Origin of the sequence: Pseudomonas sp. 13159349 (assembly GCF_013305685.1) — a bacterium.
Lineage (GTDB): Bacteria > Pseudomonadota > Gammaproteobacteria > Pseudomonadales > Pseudomonadaceae > Aquipseudomonas > Aquipseudomonas asiatica.
In genome coordinates, this window is the sequence record NZ_CP045553.1 from 4,826,497 (window position 1) to 4,842,769 (window position 16,273).

Here is a 16,273-nt window from a genome sequence, read left to right on the forward strand (position 1 = left end):
AAACTTGTACGAAAGGCCCAAACTGTCATCGAATGCATTCCATTACTTGCGTCTTGTGATGTCAGGGTTGGGTAAATTACGATGTTCGGCGAATATCGATTGCTATAATCGATTGCGCAGGCCTCGACGATGCCGTGGTAATGGAACCCTCCGCTGTATCAAGCCGTTGCGGCCAGCAAGGCATGTGCACGCTGCACAACGCTTAACAACTGTCATCAAACTTAACTTAATTCAGGTACTACTGTGACGAAAGATGAACTGCGCGCGGAACTCGAGCGCCAGGCTGAACGTTACAAGGATGTTTATGGTGGCGAAGTCACCACTTACGCCGCACAACCGGATCCGGAACGCAAACCTTGGCGCAAGCGCGCCAGCGTGCGCGACCAGGCCTTCAGCCAGGAACTGGAACGTATGGAAAAGGAACTGCGCAGCGACACTCCCTGACCCGGGACCACGCCAGCGCGTCGTCGCCCGGCCAGCCCGGGCGCGGTCGATCTTTACTGTCCGGCCGAAGGTGAAATGGAATTACACAAATTTCATACGACCGTTTGAAAAGAAGCGAAGCGGCTTTTTTTCCAGCTTTTTGCCGGTTTTCGCCAGCTTTTACGCGCTTTAGCGGATATTTCCCTGCCGGCACGTCGCACCGTGCACATCACGCTCGCGTCAGGAAGATTGCCGTCGGTCTGTCGCAAATGCATCGATTGCCAACGTTTTCTGGCATAATCCCGCCCCCCTAAGACCGCCAGACAACCTTCATGATCGAATTATTCAGCGGACTGGATGCCTGGGTGTTGGTGAGCCTGCTGCTCGCCTTGACCTTCGTGCTCGCCTTCGAGTTCATCAATGGCTTTCATGACACCGCCAACGCGGTAGCTACCGTCATCTATACCAAAGCCATGCCGCCGCACCTCGCCGTGTTCTTCTCCGGCGTGTTCAACTTCCTTGGCGTTCTGCTCGGCGGTGTCGGGGTGGCCTATGCCATCGTGCACCTGCTGCCAGTAGAGCTGCTGATCAATGTGAACACCGGACACGGCCTGGCCATGGTCTTCTCGCTGCTGGCTGCGGCCATCACCTGGAACCTGGGCACCTGGTACTTCGGTATCCCCGCCTCCAGCTCGCACACGCTGATCGGCTCCATCCTCGGCGTCGGCCTGGCCAACGCCCTGATCAACGACATCCCGCTGGGCGACGGTGTCAACTGGCAGAAGGCTATCGACATCGCCATGTCGCTGGTGGTCTCGCCGATGGCCGGCTTCGCCGTTGCCGCTATGGTGCTGATCGGCCTCAAGTGGTGGCGCCCGCTGTCGAAGATGCACAAGACCCCCGAGCAGCGCCGCAAGCTCGACGACAAGAAGCACCCACCGTTCTGGAACCGCCTGGTACTGGTGGTTTCGGCCATGGGTGTGAGCTTCGTGCACGGCTCCAACGACGGCCAGAAAGGCATCGGCCTGATCATGCTGGTGCTGATCGGTATCGTCCCGGCCAAATTCGTCCTCGACCTGAACAGCACCACCTACCAGATCGAGCGTACCCGCGACGCCACCTTGCACATGAGCCAGTTCTACCAGCGCAACGCCGCCACCCTGGGCGAGTTCCTGGCACTGGGCAAGGCCAAGTCCAGCGACCTGCCGGAGCAGTTCAGCTGCAACCCGCAGCAGACCGAGCCGACCATTGCCGCGCTGCAGTCCTCGCTGCAGGGCGTGACCGACTACCACAGCCTGAGTGCCGACAAGCGTGTCGAAGTGCGCCGCTACCTGCTGTGCCTGGACGACACGGCGAAGAAGGTCGGCAAGCTGCCAGGTCTGGAAGCCCGTGAAAAGGCCGATCTGGAAAAACTGCGCAAAGACCTGACCGCCACTACCGAGTACGCCCCGTTCTGGGTGATCGTGGCCGTCGCCCTGGCCCTGGGCCTGGGTACCATGGTCGGCTGGAAGCGCGTGGTACTGACCGTTGGCGAGAAGATCGGCAAGCAGGGCATGACCTATGCCCAGGGCATGTCGGCACAGATCACCGCGGCCTGTGCCATCGGCATGGCCAACATCTTCGCCCTGCCGGTATCGACCACCCACGTGCTGTCGTCCGGTGTGGCCGGCACCATGGTCGCCAACAAGAGCGGCCTGCAAGGCGGCACCGTGAAGACCATCCTGCTGGCCTGGGTACTGACCCTGCCTGCGTCGATGGGCCTGGCGGCCGGCCTGTTCTGGCTGGCGTCCAAAGCCATTGGCTGAGTGATACCGCAATAAGAAGAAGGCGCCCTCGGGCGCCTTTTTCGTATCCGCAAACACACACGCCTCTTGTAGGAGCGGCCTTGTGTCGCGAAAGGGCTGCAGAGCAGCCCCGGCAATTTGCGCATCTGCGCTGAAATCCCGGGGCTGCTTCGCAGCCCTTTCGCGACACAAGGCCGCTCCTACAGGTACAGCGCAGGCCTGTGGATGGGGCCGGTACAGGCAACCTACCTTTTCTTGCCCCCCAGCAACGACCCCATCAACCCTCGCACCAACTGCCGCCCCAACTGGTTGGCCGCCTGGCGCACCGCCGACTTGATTGCCTGCCCTGCCGCACTCTGCAAGAACTCACCAGCCTTGTCGGCAAAGCTCTCTTCATCCGCCTTGGGTTGCGGCACGGGCTCCACCGGCTCGCCCTTGCGCTGGGTCAGCATCTCATAGGCCGATTCACGGTCCACCGGCTTGTCGTAACGCCCCGCCAGCGGCGAATTGGCAATCAGCGCACTGCGCTCAGCCGCGCTCAACGGCCCGATACGCGACTGCGGCGGTGCAATCAGCACACGTTGCACCATCGCTGGCGTGCCCTTCTCTTCCAGTGTCCCCACCAGCGCCTCGCCAATACCCAGATCGGTCAGCACCGCCAGGGTGTCGAACACCGGGTTGGGGCGGAAGCCATCAGCCACCGCCCGCAGCGACTTCTGCTCCTTGGCGGTAAACGCCCGCAAGCCATGCTGAATGCGCAAGCCCAACTGGGCCAGCACCGCATCTGGCAAGTCCCCCGGCGACTGGGTGACGAAGTACACACCCACGCCCTTGGAACGAATCAGCCGCACCACCTGCTCCAGGCGATCCTGCAATGCCTTGGGTGTATCGTTGAACAACAAGTGCGCTTCATCGAAGAACAACGCCAGCACCGGCTTATCGGCATCACCGCGCTCGGGCAGTTGCTCGAACAACTCGGCCAGCAGCCACAACAGGAAGGTCGCGTACACCTTCGGTGCATCGTGAACCAACCGGCTGGCGTCCAGCAGGTGGATACGCCCACGGCCATCCGGGTCTGGCCGCAGGAGGTCCTCGAGCTGCAACCCCGGTTCACCGAACAACGCCTCGGCGCCCTGCTGCTCCAGGGTCGCCAACCGGCGCAAAAGCGCCTGAGTGGAGGCCGTTGTCATCAGCGCGCTGTCTTCGCCCAGCAGTTGCGGGTTGTCCTTCAGGTGCGCGAGCAGCGCCTTGAGGTCCTTGAGGTCCAGCAGCAGCAGGCCTTCACGGTCGGCTACCTTGAACGCCGCATACAGCGCCGCCTGTTGGCTGTCGGTCAGTTCCAACAGGTTGCCCAGCAGCAGCGGCCCCATTTCACTGAGGGTGGTACGCAGCGGGTGGCCGGACTGCCCGGCAATGTCCCACAGGCTCACCGGGTAAGCCTGGGGCCTGTGCCCCAGCCAGGGCATGCCGGCGATGCGCTCGGCCACCTTGCCTTGCGGCGCACCAGCAGCGCCCAGGCCGCACAGGTCGCCTTTGACATCGGCGGCGAACACCGCAACCCCCGCGTCACTGAACGCTTCCGCCAGATGCTGCAAGGTGACGGTCTTGCCAGTACCCGTAGCGCCCGCTACCAGGCCATGGCGGTTGGCCAACCTCATAGCTTGCCCAACCGGCTGGCCATCCGGGCCAGCACCTACAACGATGGTCGAAATTTCCGACATCTCTTAAATCCTCTGCTCAAGCTTTACCGTAATTCGGCCGATACCTGTGGGTGATATTCGCCTTAATAGAGAGGAACAACCGAAAAGGGACTTTTCGGGATATTGCACTGCTTTGCGACTCCACGCGTGCAAACGCCTGATATGAAACCTTAGCGGAACCGATTACGCCATGAACAAAAGCCTTCGTTTCAGCCACAAGATTCTTTTGGCAGCATCACTGATCGTGATACTCGCCTTCAGCCTTTTCACGCTCTACAACGATTACCTCCAGCGTAATGCGATCCGCGAGGACCTCGAGAACTATCTGGCTGAAATGGGCGCTTCCACTTCGACCAATATCCGCAACCTGTTCGAAGGCCGTATCAAGCTGGTGGAAAACCTGGCACAGAACATAGCCCAGGACCCGACCAACGCCGAAACCCTGATGGGCCAGAATGCGCTGATCTCGAGCTTTCTCACGGTTTACGTGGGCAAGGTCGACGGTGGCTTCAGCGTGCGTCCTGACACGAAGATGCCTGACGGCTACGACCCACGTATCCGTCCCTGGTACAAGGACGGCATGAACGCCGCAGGCCCGATCCTGACCGAGCCATACATCGACATGGCCACCAACAGGATGGTAATCGGCATCATCAACAAAGTGTCCGGCAGTGTCGGTGTCGTCGGTGGCGACCTGGCCCTGGACGGCCTGGTGCAGATCATCAACTCGCTGAACTTCGGCGGCATGGGCTATGCCTTCCTGGTCAACGATCAAGGCAAGATCTTGGTGCACCCGGACAAAGACCTGGTGATGAAGTCGCTGTCGGACCTGTTCCCGCAGCACACGCCGAAACTGAGCGGTGAGCTGACCGAAGTGCAGAGCGACGGCCAGGCCCGCCTGCTGACCTTCACCCCGATCACCGGCCTGCCGTCGGCCAACTGGTACATCGGCCTGTCGGTGGACAAGGACAAGGCCTTCTCGATGCTGAGCACCTTCCGCACGTCAGCGGTGATCGCCACGCTGGTGGCGGTGGTGATCATCATCGGCCTGCTCGGGCTGCTGATCCGCGTGCTGATGCAGCCGCTGCACACCATGACCCGTGCCATGGAAGATATTGCCGAGGGTGAAGGCGACCTGACCAAGCGCCTGCGCATCCACAACCATGACGAGTTCGGCATCCTGGGCAGCGCCTTCAACCGTTTTGTCGAACGTATACACAGTTCGATCCGCGAAGTGTCCTCGGCCACCGAGCAGGTCAACGAAGTTGCCCTGCGGGTCATCAGTGCCTCGAACTCGTCGATGACCAACTCCGACGAACAGTCCAACCGTACCAACAGCGTGGCCGCCGCCATCAACGAACTGGGCGCCGCCGCCCAGGAAATTGCCGGCAACGCCGCCCAGGCCTCGCAGCACGCCAGTTCGGCGCGGTTGCTGGCCGAAGAAGGGCAGCAGGTGGTGGAACGCAACATTGCGGCAATGAACCGCCTGTCCGACCTGATCGTCACTTCCAGCGCGCACATCGAGACGCTGAACAGCAAGACCGTCAACATCGGTCAGATCCTTGAGGTGATCACCAGCATTTCCCAGCAGACCAACCTGCTGGCGCTGAACGCGGCCATCGAAGCGGCCCGTGCCGGTGAAGCCGGGCGTGGTTTTGCCGTGGTCGCCGATGAAGTACGCAACCTGGCGCACCGCACCCAGGAGTCGGCGCAACAGGTGCAGACCATGATCGAAGAACTGCAGGTCGGTGCGCGCGAATCGGTCGAGACCATGGACCAGAGCCAGCGCCACAGCCAGGACAGCATGCAGATCGCCAACCAGGCCGGTGAACGGCTGGACAGCGTTACCGTGCGCATCGGCGAGATCGACGGCATGAACCAGTCGGTAGCCACCGCCACCGAAGAGCAGACCGCCGTGGTCGAAGCGATCAACATGGACATCAACGAAATCAACATGCTCAACCAGGAGGGCGTGGAAAACCTGCAGGCCACCCTGCGCGCCTGCTCCGACCTGGAGCAGCAGGCCGGCCGCCTGAAGCACCTGGTGGGCAGCTTCCGCATCTGACAAGTGCTACTCCTCTCTTTGTAGGAGCAGCCTTGTGCTGCGAAGAGGCCAGTACAGGCAATACAACTGTGTTGCCTTCTCTGGCCCCTTCGCAGCACAAGGCTGCTCCTACAACGCTTGTGCAGCCTACCCTCTTCCCAACCCCACCCAACCCCGATCGAACAAACTATCCTTCTGATAGGTCAACCTTTAGGCGCGTCATCGCCGGCCCGTTAACGCCGGATGACAGACCCGAAGACGATCCCGGAGGGATGCTGATCGTGCACATCGCCGACATCACCATGTTCTACGCCCCCGCCAGTGGTGGCGTACGTACCTATCTTGATGCCAAACACCACCGCCTCGACGCCATCCAGGGCGTCCGCCACAGCTTGCTGATACCCGGTGCCAGCGCCCAGCACGCCGATGGCATATACCAAGTGCCCGCACCGCCACTGCCGTTCGGCAATGGCTACCGCTTCCCGGTACGCCTGGCCCCTTGGTGCAATGTGCTGCGCAGGCTCAAGCCCGACCTGATCGAAGTCGGCGACCCCTACCTGACCGCCTGGGCTGCACTGGAAGCGCGGCGCAAGCTCGATGTGCCGGTAATCGGCTTCTACCATTCCGACCTGCCGCTGCTGGTCAGCAACCGCATGGGCAACTGGTTCACCCCCAATGTCGAGGCCTATGTCAGCAAGCTGTACGGCAATTTCGACCGGGTCCTGGCCCCCAGCCAGGTCATGGCAGACAAGTTGCGCCGCCTGGGCGTGCGCGATGTGCACGTGCAGCGCCTGGGCGTCGACCTGGCCACCTTCCACCCCAACCAGCGCGACCCGCAGCTGCGTGCCGAACTGGGTATTGCCGAAACCAGTCGCCTGCTGATCTACGCCGGCCGTGGCTCGCGAGAAAAGAACCTGCCGGTGCTGCTCGACTGCATGCAGCACCTGGGCCACCCCTACCACTTGCTGTTGGTGGGTTCGAACATGCCGGCCAACGTACCGCGGAACGTCAGTGTGATCGATCACTTCTGCCCGGCACCGGAAGTCGCCCGGCTGATGGCCAGCGCCGACCTGCTGGTGCATGCCGGTGACCAGGAAACCTTCGGCCTGGTCATTCTCGAAGCGATGGCCAGCGCCACGCCGGTAGTGGCCGTGCGCGCAGGTGCTTTCGGCGAAATCGTCAACGAACAATGCGGGCGCTTGTGCCGCCCCAACGATAGCCAGGCCATGGCGACGGCCGTGCAAGAGGCGTTCGAAGCCGGTGTGCGCACGCTTGGGGTACAGGCCCGTCGCCATGCCGAGCAGCACTATTCGTGGGACAACGTCGTCGCCGGCCTGCTGCAACACTACCAGGCTGTGCTCGGCCACCAGCCACAGGTACGTGCCCATGGCTGAGCCGCTACCGGCATCGCGCAGCCTGATGCTGGTGCTGCACGATGTCGCGCCCGAAACCTGGCCCGACTACCAGCCCTTCGTCCAGGCCGTCGACGCCATCGGCGGCATCCCCATGACCTGGCTGGTGGTGCCGGACTTTCACCACCGCAACCCGCTGCAACGCTCGCCTACCTTCTGCCGCTTGCTCGAACGGCGCCTGGCCCAGGGCGACGAGCTTGCCCTGCACGGCTTCTACCATGCCGACAGCGGGCCACCACCGCGCACACCCGGCGAATACTTCATGCGCCGCATCTATACCCACGAAGGGGAATTCTACGCCCTTGACCAGCAGCAGGCCCTGCAACGACTGGAGCACGGCCTGGCACTGTTCGCCCAGCAGGGCTGGCCAGTGGCAGGCTTCGTCGCGCCTGCCTGGCTGATGAGCGAAGGCACCCGCCAGGCACTGCGCCGTCTGCCGCTGCGCTACACCAGCACGCCACAGCACCTGTATCGTTTACCGGACTTCACCGCGATCAAGGCCCCAGGGCTTGTCTGGAGTGCACGCAGCGCCTGGCGCCGTGGCCTGTCACGGGTGCTGTGCGACTGGCAATGCCGGCGCTGGCGCGACGCCCAGACCCTGCGCCTGGGCCTGCACCCGGTGGACATGCGCCATCGCGCGTCCCGCGACTATTGGCTGAACACCTTGCACACGCTACTGGCACAGGGCCGAGAGCCGCTGACCAAATCCACCTGGCTCGACCGCCAGGCCAGCGTATGAACCGCCTGGCCTGGCTGGCCCTGGCACTGCTGGGTGCCTTGCTGGTACCGGCACTGCTCGGTGGCAGCGAGCTGCTACCGAGGCTGCAGCGCTTCGCCCCCAGCCTCATGCTGACCCTGCTGGGCATGATCCTGCTTTGCTGGGTCATCAACGCCATCCGCTTGCGCCTGTTGCTCGGCCAGCAAGGAGCAAGGCTTGGGCGCCTGCGCAGCCTGGGTGTGGTGATGGCTACCGAGTTCGCCATCTGTACCACCCCCGGCGGCAGCGGCGGCCCCTTGACCCTGATGGCCCTGCTGGCACGTGACCGGATAGGCCCGGCGCGCAGCGGCGCGGTGTTTGCCATGGATCAGCTGAACGACCTGGTGTTCTTTTTCTGCGCGATGCTGGCTATTGCCGGTTATGCACTGTTCCACAGCCTGGGCCGCAGCCAGGAGAGCATGCTGCTGGGCAGCGCGTTGCTGCTGTGCACGGCACTGGCCGGAGTGATCGGCCTGCTGCGCTACCGGCGCACGGTGATGCGCGTGAACGGCAGGTTGCTGCGCCGCCTGGGCATGAGCCGCCAGCGCAAGCGGCGCTGGGCACGCAAACTGCTACGCTTCATCGATGCACTGGCGCAGACTTGGCGCCTGCCCAAGCGTACGCTGACCTTGGTGTTCACCCTGACCTGCGCCCACTGGGGCCTGCGCTACAGCGTGTTGTACCTGGTATTGAGGGGGTTGGGGGTAGACCTGGCGTGGATCCCCAGCTTTTTGGTGCAGATGCTCTCGCTCAGTGCCGGCCAGTTCAGCCTGCTGCCTGGCGGTGCCGGTGCCGCCGAGCTGACTTCGGCCAGCTTGCTGACGCCACTGGTGGGCAGTTCGACCGCGGCTGCGGCGATCCTGATATGGCGGGCGGTCACTTACTACTTTTATCTGCTGGCGGGTGGGCCGGTGTTTGTGTGCCTGCTGGCGCGCCCGCTGCTGGCGCGTTGGCGGCGTCAGGCGGGTTGAGCTGCTGCCAAAGTTCCGCAGCGCCGGGGAAATCGGTGCCATCGGTGTCGGCCAGGGCTTCGGGGTCGTAGCGGGCCAGGCAGCCTTCACCGAGGGTGGGTGGGGGTGAGGCGGTGGGGTTGTTGCGAGTCTTCGCCATTACGTATCCCTCAAGATTGCCGGGGGCGCTTTGCGCCCCTTTCGCCGGCAAGCCAGCTCCCACACCGACCGCATCGACCTCAAGCCATGTGCAAACCTGTGGGAGCTGGCCTGCCGGCGATGGGCTGCAAAGCAGCCCCAAGGCCGTCAATCAAAAACTACAGTCTTGTTGCCATGCACCAGCACCCGGTCTTCCAGGTGATAACGCAGGCCACGGGCCAACACCATCTTCTCCACATCACGGCCAAAGCGGACCATGTCATCGATGCTGTCGGCATGGCTGACACGCACCACGTCCTGCTCGATGATCGGGCCGGCGTCCAGCTCTTCGGTAACGTAGTGGCAGGTCGCGCCGATCAGTTTCACACCACGCAGGGCCGCCTGGTGATACGGCTTGGCGCCGACGAACGACGGCAGGAAGCTGTGGTGGATATTGATCACCTTTTCAGCATAGTCCTGGCACAGTTGCGGCGGCAGGATCTGCATGTAGCGGGCCAGCACCACCACGTCGGCGGCGTGCTCCTGCACCAGGCGCGAAACTTCGGCAAAGGCCGATGCCTTGTCCTTGGGGTCGACCGGTACATGGAAGAACGGAATACCGTGCCACTCGACCATGCTGCGCAGGTCGTTGTGGTTGGAGATCACGCAAGGGATCTCGCAGTCCAGTTCATCGGTGTGCCAGCGGTGCAGCAGGTCCGCCAGGCAGTGCGACTCGCGGCTGGCCATCAGTACCACGCGCTTTTTCTGCGCCGAGTCGGTAATGCGCCAGGTCATGGAGAACTCTTCGGCGATCGGCGCAAACGCCTCGCGGAAGGCTTCGATACCGAACGGCAGCGATTCGGCGCGGATTTCATGGCGCATGAAGAACCAACCGCTCTGCTCATCGGAGTGGTGGCTGGCTTCGTTGATCCAGCCATTGTACAAGGCCAGGAAATTACTGACTTTCGCCACGATGCCAACACGGTCGGGGCAGGCGATCACCAGACGATAGGTGCGCATGAATGAGACTCCAGAACTTCGCAAAGGCGCTCATTCTAGCGGCCCGCCAGGAAAAACGCAGTATTGATCGCAGCGGCCGTGGCCTGTGTTCCTGACGAGATGCACTACCGGCATTCTCTGACAGACATGACGAAATGCAGGGTTAATTGTAAATTTTTGTTCACGTAGAGAAATGGTTGTCACAGCTTAGTTAACAGTTAATTGCCCAACAATATGTTTACTTGCGAGTATTGCCTGTCTATTATTGCCCCACACATTTCTGAACACGCATTAAGGAACACTCCATGTCCCTGATCAACGAGTACCGCGCTACCGAAGAAGCCATCAAGGAACTTCAGGCCCGCCTGGCCAACCTGTCGCAGGATGACAAGCTGAAGAAAGAACTGGAGTTCGAAGGCAAATTGCGCGCACTGATGGGCGAGTACTCCAAGTCGCTGCGCGACGTGATTGCCCTGCTCGACCCAGAGTCGAAACTGAGCAAGGCCCCTCGTGGTGCAGTCAAGACTACCGCCACCAAGCGTGCGCGCAAGGTCAAGCAATACAAGAACCCGCACAACAATGAAGTGATCGAAACCAAAGGCGGCAACCACAAGACCCTGAAAGAATGGAAAGCCAAGTGGGGTGGCGATGTGGTTGAAAGCTGGGCGACCCTGCTGGACTGATTGTCCGCACACGCCTGCTGCTTATCGCAACAAGAACGCCGGCATATTGCCGGCGTTTTTGTTTGTCCGCGTTTTGTGTCAGCGCTCAGCCAACTGCATACTGTGCCTGCAATTGCCGGGCATGTACCTGCCAGGCATCCAGCACCCGCCGCCCCGCATCGTCAGCGCCCTCCCAGGCCTGCTGCCGCGCCTGTTCGAAGTCGCCCAGCGTATTCGGCGCGCCCCACTGCGGGTCGCTCAGGCGCTGCTGGCAGAAGCTGAACCAGCGTTGCCGCTCTTCGCCGGTCAGGGTCTCGGGGAAGTTGCGTGCCCTATAGCGGAACAACAATTCAGGCAAGCGCAGGTCATCGAACATCCACTGCCCATGGCTCAACTGCGCCGGTTCCAGTGCACGAACTTGCTCGCATAAGCGGCGGTCACGGTCCCCCAGAAAACCGTCATACAACTGTTGTTCCGGGTCTTCACTCGGGGCGAAGTCTTCCTTGCCGTAGATGTGTTCCAGCTTGTCTTGCCATTGCGCCTGTTGCTCGGCCAATTCTTCGCCGCGCAATTGTAACAACGTCAAGTCCAGACCCAACCGCTGTTGATCGGCCGGGCGTAATACCGAAAGTGGCGCCACTACCGGGCAGCGATTGACCTGCACCAATTTGAGCGGCACGGGTAATTCGCCTTCGGCCAGTTCTTCATGGCGGGTATACAAACGCCGGCGTAGAACTTCAGCACTTTCCCGTAGTAACGGTAGGGTTTCCTGATGCAGGTCGCACACAATCAGTGCATTGCGATTACGCGGGTGCCAGGCCAGCGGCAATACGACACCAAGGTAATTGCGTGCCGCCGAGAAGCGCCCGGATATATGCACCAGTGGCTGCAACAGACGGATCTGCTCCATCACTTTATGCTTGCTGCGCAACTGAAACAGCCAGTCATACAATTTGGGCTGTTTTTGCCGGATCAGGCGGGCCAGGGCGATGGTTGCCCGCACGTCGGAAAGCGCTTCGTGGGCATGCCCATGGTCGATGCCATTGGCCTTGCTCAGCAGCTCCAGGCGCAGGCTGGTGCGCCCGTCCTGCTGCGGCCACTCGATGCCGTCCGGGCGCAGTGCATAGGCCGTGCGCACGATGTCGATCAGGTCCCAGCGGCTGTTGCCGCCCTGCCACTCTCGGGCATAAGGGTCGAAAAAGTTGCGGTACAGGCTGTAGCGGGTCACTTCGTCGTCGAAGCGCAGGGTGTTGTAGCCGGCGCCACAGGTACCAGGGTGCGCCAGTTGTGCGTGCACCCGGGTCATGAACTCCGCTTCGCACAAACCCTGCTCGGCCAGCAGTTGTGGGGTGATGCCAGTCACCAGGCAGGCGGCCGGGTGCGGCAGGATATCGTCGGAGGGCCGGCAATAAAGGCTGATCGGCTCGTCGATTTCGTTGAGGTCGAAGTCGGTGCGCACACCGGCAACCTGCAACGGCCGGTCACAGCGCGGGTTGATGCCGGTGGTTTCGTAGTCGTGCCAGAAAATGCTGGAGGTCACGGGGTCGTCCTGTATCGAGGTCGACCCGATTCTAGCGCGATTCCAGAAGCTGGGCCCGGGGCTCAGCAGGCTCAGGCAGATGCGTTGGCGGGGCGGAAACTGAAATAGTCGCGCAACGAACGGACGAATTCATCGTACTCGCGGGGGGCCTGCAGCAGCATGAAACCGGAATCGTAGTGCCCGGGCGTCTGGTCTTCACGGCACCACAAGCAGCTGGCGGTAAGGTTGACGAATTGATGCCCGCCACCAAGCAGCGGCAGGCGTAATTGCAGATCATAGTCGGGCCCGACCAGCACAGGTAGCTGGCTTATCAGCATCAGCCCGTCTTCAGAGGCGTTACCCAGCTGGCCGATGGCCTGGCCGGTAATGCGGTTGAACACCTTGAGAACACAAGGTAGCTGATGGCGTTCGATGTGGCGCTTGTTGAACATGATCGCAAGTGCAGTCCGTATCCGATGCCAGGAATACGTGGAACTGGCGGTTGTTGTAACAACTGAGTTACAGATTAGCGCAGCGCGCGCGGCAAATCCCGTGAAATAAATCACACCTTGGTGTTAACGCCAAGGTGCGGCGGTCACCGGGTTCGCCACGGCGGCTTCGGTGCCGCGCAAATGGCCGAGTTTCTCCAGGGTCTGCAGGCGTGCCTGGGCACGATACGCGTATTCATTGCCCGGGTACTGCTGGATCAGGTACTGGTAGGTCTGCGCCGCATCCACGTACAAGGCCTGGCGCTCCAGGCACTGGCCGCGCAGCAGCGACACCTCGGGGTGGATGAACGGTCGTGCACGGCTGGTGCGGTCGACCTGCGACAGCTCGAGCATGACCCGCGCGCAATCGCCACGGTCGTAGGCACGGTAGGCATTGTTCAGGTGGTGGTCCATGGACCAGCGGGTGCAACCGACGGCGCTGGCCGCCAGGGCTAAAACGATCAGGGCTCGCATGGGGGTCTCCTTTGATGCCAGTGTATCGGCCTTTGCCGGCAAATCTTCACACCCTTTTGCAATGATGCCCTGCCCGTTCAAATGCCACCCTGCCTCGGTCGCAGGTAGTGCAACGGAACAATGACTACAGCGAGATTCAGGAGTAGCCTTTCGCTGCGCTTCACTATAGGAGTCTGTGCATGAGCATCCGCCGTACCAAAATCGTCGCCACCCTTGGCCCCGCCAGCAACTCGCCGGAAGTGATCGAACAGCTGATCCTCGCCGGCCTGGACGTGGCACGCCTGAACTTCTCCCACGGCACTCCGGACGAGCACAAGGCCCGCGCGCGCCTGATCCGTGACATCGCCGCCAAGAACGGCCGCCATGTTGCACTGCTGGGCGACCTGCAGGGTCCGAAGATCCGCATCGCCAAGTTCGCCAACAAGCGTATCGAATTGAAGATCGGTGACAAGTTCACCTTCTCCACCGCCCACCCGCTGACCGAAGGCAACCAGGACATCGTCGGTATCGACTACCCCGACCTGGTCAAGGACTGCGGCGTTGGTGACGAGTTGCTGCTCGACGATGGCCGCGTGGTGATGCGCGTCGAGACCGCCACCGCAGATGCCCTGCACTGCGTGGTAATCATCGGTGGCCCGCTGTCGGACCACAAAGGCATCAACCGTAAAGGTGGCGGCCTTACCGCACCGGCCCTGACCGAGAAAGACAAGGCCGACATCAAGCTGGCCGCGGAAATGGACCTGGACTACCTGGCCGTGTCCTTCCCGCGTGACGCCAGCGACATGGAATACGCGCGCAAGCTGCGTGACGAAGCTGGCGGCAGCGCCTGGCTGGTGGCCAAGATCGAACGCGCCGAAGCGGTGGCCGACGACGAGACCCTCGACAAGCTGATCCTCGCATCCGACGCCGTCATGGTCGCCCGTGGCGACCTGGGCGTCGAAATCGGCGACGCCGAGCTGATCGCCATCCAGAAGAAGATCATCCAGCACGCCCGCCGCAACAACAAGGCAGTGATCGTGGCGACCCAGATGATGGAGTCGATGATCCAGAACCCGATGCCGACCCGTGCCGAAGTGTCCGACGTGGCCAACGCCGTGCTGGACAACACCGACGCGGTGATGCTGTCGGCCGAGAGTGCCGCCGGTGCCTACCCGATCGAAGCTGTCCAGGCCATGGCCCGTATCTGCCTGGGTGCCGAAAAGCACCCGACCAGCCAGAAGTCCAGCCACCGCCTGCACACTACCTTCGAGCGCTGCGACGAGAGCATCGCGCTGGCGGCCATGTACACCGCCAACCACTTCCCGGGCGTGAAGGCGATCATTGCGCTGACCGAGAGTGGCTACACCCCGCTGATCATGTCGCGCCTGCGTTCGCACGTGCCGATCTTCGCCCTGTCGCCGCACCGCGCTACCCAGGCCCGTGCCAACATGTTCCGCGGCGTGTACCCGATTGCCTTCGATCCGGCCTCGCTGCCGGCCGACAAGGTGAGTCAGGCAGCGGTCGACGAACTGCTCAAGCGTGGCCTGGTGGAGCAAGGTGACTGGGTAATCCTGACCAAGGGTGACAGCTACCACACCATCGGTGGCACCAATGGCATGAAGATCCTGCATGTCGGTGATCCGCTGGTCGGTTGATCTGCTCCAAACGGGGCCGCACTGCGGCCCCATCGCCGGCAAGCCAGCTCCCACAGGTTACCGCGCAGGCCCAGGTCTGTTGCAATGCTGTGGGAGCTGGCTTGCCGGCGATGGGGCCAGCCCAGATTACACAAATGCCTCAGGCATGCTCGACAAACACATCGGCAAACACCTGCCCCCGTGGCACTCCGGCAATGAACAGCCGCCGGGCAAACCGCTCGACACTCCCCGGCGCCCCGCACACCAGCGCCACCGTCTGCCGCGATGACGGCCGCAACCCGGCCAACGCTTCATCCAGCCGCTCTGCCAGTACCAACTCGACACTCACATCCGCCATCTTGCGCAACGGCTCGGCCAGATAATGCCCAGCGTCCTCGTGCGCCACATGCATGACCCTGATTTCCCCTTGGTGCCCCTGCCGCAGAGCCTCGCGCAAGATGCCCCACAACGGCGCCAGCCCGGTCCCCGCCGCCAGCAACCACAGCGGCCGCTGTTGCCAGTCCGGGTCGTAGTGCAAGGCCCCTCCCCTGAGCTCGCCCAGGCGCAGCACATCACCCAGCTGCAAGCCACGGGCCTTGTCACAAAAGGCGCCGGGGTGCTGGCAGTCGATATGAAACTCGAGGAAATCATCTTCGCCCGGCAAGCTGGCCAAGGAGTAAGGCCGCGCCACCGCGCCATTCCACAGCACCACATGCTGCCCCGCCTGGTAACGCATTGCCCGTTCGGGCCGCAGCCGCACGCGCAGCACATCGCCGAACCAGTCCAGGGCACAGACCTGCGCCGGCAGGCCATCCTGCTGCGGGTCGAACAGCGCCACGCGCAGATCTTCGACTACCCGACACTGACAGGCCAGCCGCCAGCCCTGGGCATGCTTGTCCGGCGCCAGGGCCTCGGGCATGGCATCCAGCGGTTGCCCGCCCAGGCAGTGCACCAGGCAGGCATGGCAACTGCCGGCGCGGCAACTGTAGGGTACGTTCAGCCCGGCCTCGTTCAAGGCATCGAGCAGGTTGCTGCCGGTCGGCACCGCCCAGCGGCGCTCGCCCACGCAAAGTACGGGCATGGTCGGTCTTTCTCCACATATCACAGTGCACTTTAAGCCAAGCACGCAACGGCAGCAAAAAGGATGCCCAACCACTGCCGACCATGGTCCAGACCGACCGCAGGTGTGCCCGGCACGGATGCGCGCTATACTGCCGCGCCTTTTTCCGTCGGCCTGACCTGCCGGCGCCTTGCAAGGCGCTTCGACACGCTGGTCGGCACCGTCGAGCGCCGTAATGAATGTTCCCGTC

14 protein-coding genes and 1 pseudogene are annotated in these 16,273 nt (G+C 62.4%); 9 read left to right on the forward strand and 6 right to left on the reverse strand.

All coding sequences use genetic code 11. The annotated features are described in order from the left end of the window. Positions 1–243 precede the first annotated feature (243 nt). Together GEV38_RS22250 and GEV38_RS22255 are read left to right on the forward strand one after the other, a co-directional pair. On the forward strand, positions 244–444 hold the full coding sequence (locus GEV38_RS22250) for a hypothetical protein (RefSeq protein ID WP_003259583.1): 201 nt from the start codon (positions 244–246) through the stop codon (positions 442–444). 311 nt (positions 445–755) lie between these two features. After that, the gene (locus GEV38_RS22255) at positions 756–2,228 is read left to right on the forward strand and encodes an inorganic phosphate transporter (RefSeq protein WP_013974049.1); all 1,473 of its coding nucleotides are present in this window, start codon (positions 756–758) and stop codon (positions 2,226–2,228) included. A gap of 224 nt (positions 2,229–2,452) precedes the next feature. On the opposite strand, the gene GEV38_RS22260 is transcribed toward GEV38_RS22255, so the two are convergent. Then, a complete protein-coding gene (locus tag GEV38_RS22260) occupies positions 2,453–3,928 on the reverse strand; it encodes a helicase HerA-like domain-containing protein (RefSeq protein WP_015271656.1) in 1,476 nt (491 codons plus the stop codon). 169 nt (positions 3,929–4,097) lie between these two features. Here GEV38_RS22260 and GEV38_RS28105 point away from each other — a divergent pair. From GEV38_RS28105 to GEV38_RS22280, 5 genes and pseudogenes are all read left to right on the forward strand, one after another. Beyond that, positions 4,098–5,114 (forward strand): annotated as a pseudogene (locus GEV38_RS28105) (cache domain-containing protein); the annotation flags it as partial. A 93-nt stretch (positions 5,115–5,207) separates the two neighbouring features. Continuing rightward, positions 5,208–5,972, forward strand: coding sequence for a methyl-accepting chemotaxis protein (locus tag GEV38_RS28110; protein WP_370464237.1), 765 nt, complete (start codon positions 5,208–5,210; stop codon positions 5,970–5,972). Between the two features lie 251 nt (positions 5,973–6,223). Further along, the gene (locus GEV38_RS22270) at positions 6,224–7,345 is read left to right on the forward strand and encodes a glycosyltransferase family 1 protein (RefSeq protein ID WP_015271658.1); all 1,122 of its coding nucleotides are present in this window, start codon (positions 6,224–6,226) and stop codon (positions 7,343–7,345) included. Continuing rightward, positions 7,338–8,102: a DUF2334 domain-containing protein gene (locus tag GEV38_RS22275; protein ID WP_015271659.1), complete on the forward strand. Its 765-nt coding sequence runs from the start codon at positions 7,338–7,340 to the stop codon at positions 8,100–8,102. The genes GEV38_RS22270 and GEV38_RS22275 overlap by 8 nt, the downstream gene beginning before the upstream one ends. After that, a complete protein-coding gene (locus GEV38_RS22280; protein WP_054571994.1) occupies positions 8,099–9,091 on the forward strand; it encodes a lysylphosphatidylglycerol synthase transmembrane domain-containing protein in 993 nt (330 codons plus the stop codon). Before GEV38_RS22275 ends, GEV38_RS22280 begins: the two co-directional genes overlap by 4 nt. Positions 9,092–9,376: 285 nt before the next feature. Here GEV38_RS22280 and purU read toward each other — a convergent pair whose 3' ends face one another. After that, the gene (purU, locus tag GEV38_RS22285) at positions 9,377–10,228 is read right to left on the reverse strand and encodes a formyltetrahydrofolate deformylase (protein WP_015271661.1); all 852 of its coding nucleotides are present in this window, start codon (positions 10,226–10,228) and stop codon (positions 9,377–9,379) included. Between the two features lie 284 nt (positions 10,229–10,512). On the opposite strand from purU, the gene mvaT reads away from it, so the two are divergent. Next, positions 10,513–10,890: a histone-like nucleoid-structuring protein MvaT gene (mvaT, locus tag GEV38_RS22290; protein ID WP_015271662.1), complete on the forward strand. Its 378-nt coding sequence runs from the start codon at positions 10,513–10,515 to the stop codon at positions 10,888–10,890. Positions 10,891–10,975: 85 nt separating this feature from the next. Here the strand turns inward: mvaT and sbcB are convergent, their stop codons facing one another. From sbcB to GEV38_RS22305, 3 genes are all read right to left on the reverse strand, one after another. Continuing rightward, on the reverse strand, positions 10,976–12,409 hold the full coding sequence (gene sbcB, locus GEV38_RS22295; protein WP_015271663.1) for an exodeoxyribonuclease I: 1,434 nt from the start codon (positions 12,407–12,409) through the stop codon (positions 10,976–10,978). A 71-nt stretch (positions 12,410–12,480) separates the two neighbouring features. Beyond that, positions 12,481–12,840: a PilZ domain-containing protein gene (locus GEV38_RS22300; RefSeq protein ID WP_003259592.1), complete on the reverse strand. Its 360-nt coding sequence runs from the start codon at positions 12,838–12,840 to the stop codon at positions 12,481–12,483. 123 nt (positions 12,841–12,963) lie between these two features. Beyond that, on the reverse strand, positions 12,964–13,350 hold the full coding sequence (locus GEV38_RS22305; protein ID WP_003259593.1) for a hypothetical protein: 387 nt from the start codon (positions 13,348–13,350) through the stop codon (positions 12,964–12,966). A gap of 179 nt (positions 13,351–13,529) precedes the next feature. Here GEV38_RS22305 and pyk point away from each other — a divergent pair, with 179 nt between their 5' ends. After that, on the forward strand, positions 13,530–14,984 hold the full coding sequence (gene pyk, locus GEV38_RS22310; protein ID WP_013974057.1) for a pyruvate kinase: 1,455 nt from the start codon (positions 13,530–13,532) through the stop codon (positions 14,982–14,984). Between the two features lie 139 nt (positions 14,985–15,123). On the opposite strand, the gene GEV38_RS22315 is transcribed toward pyk, so the two are convergent. After that, positions 15,124–16,044, reverse strand: a complete 921-nt coding sequence (locus tag GEV38_RS22315; RefSeq protein WP_015271664.1) for an iron-sulfur-binding ferredoxin reductase — start codon at positions 16,042–16,044, stop codon at positions 15,124–15,126. Between the last annotated feature and the right edge of the window lie 229 nt (positions 16,045–16,273).

Coding starts and splice junctions, on each gene's coding strand:
- GEV38_RS22300 (WP_003259592.1), bottom strand. CDS start 12,840: ATGTTCAACAAGCGCCACATCGAACGCCATCAGCTACCTTGTGTTCTC.
- GEV38_RS22305 (WP_003259593.1), bottom strand. CDS start 13,350: ATGCGAGCCCTGATCGTTTTAGCCCTGGCGGCCAGCGCCGTCGGTTGC.
- GEV38_RS22280 (WP_054571994.1), top strand. CDS start 8,099: ATGAACCGCCTGGCCTGGCTGGCCCTGGCACTGCTGGGTGCCTTGCTG.
- GEV38_RS22270 (WP_015271658.1), top strand. CDS start 6,224: ATGCTGATCGTGCACATCGCCGACATCACCATGTTCTACGCCCCCGCC.
- mvaT (WP_015271662.1), top strand. CDS start 10,513: ATGTCCCTGATCAACGAGTACCGCGCTACCGAAGAAGCCATCAAGGAA.
- pyk (WP_013974057.1), top strand. CDS start 13,530: ATGAGCATCCGCCGTACCAAAATCGTCGCCACCCTTGGCCCCGCCAGC.
- GEV38_RS22260 (WP_015271656.1), bottom strand. CDS start 3,928: ATGTCGGAAATTTCGACCATCGTTGTAGGTGCTGGCCCGGATGGCCAG.
- GEV38_RS22255 (WP_013974049.1), top strand. CDS start 756: ATGATCGAATTATTCAGCGGACTGGATGCCTGGGTGTTGGTGAGCCTG.
- GEV38_RS28110 (WP_370464237.1), top strand. CDS start 5,208: ATGACCAACTCCGACGAACAGTCCAACCGTACCAACAGCGTGGCCGCC.
- purU (WP_015271661.1), bottom strand. CDS start 10,228: ATGCGCACCTATCGTCTGGTGATCGCCTGCCCCGACCGTGTTGGCATC.
- GEV38_RS22275 (WP_015271659.1), top strand. CDS start 7,338: ATGGCTGAGCCGCTACCGGCATCGCGCAGCCTGATGCTGGTGCTGCAC.
- GEV38_RS22315 (WP_015271664.1), bottom strand. CDS start 16,044: ATGCCCGTACTTTGCGTGGGCGAGCGCCGCTGGGCGGTGCCGACCGGC.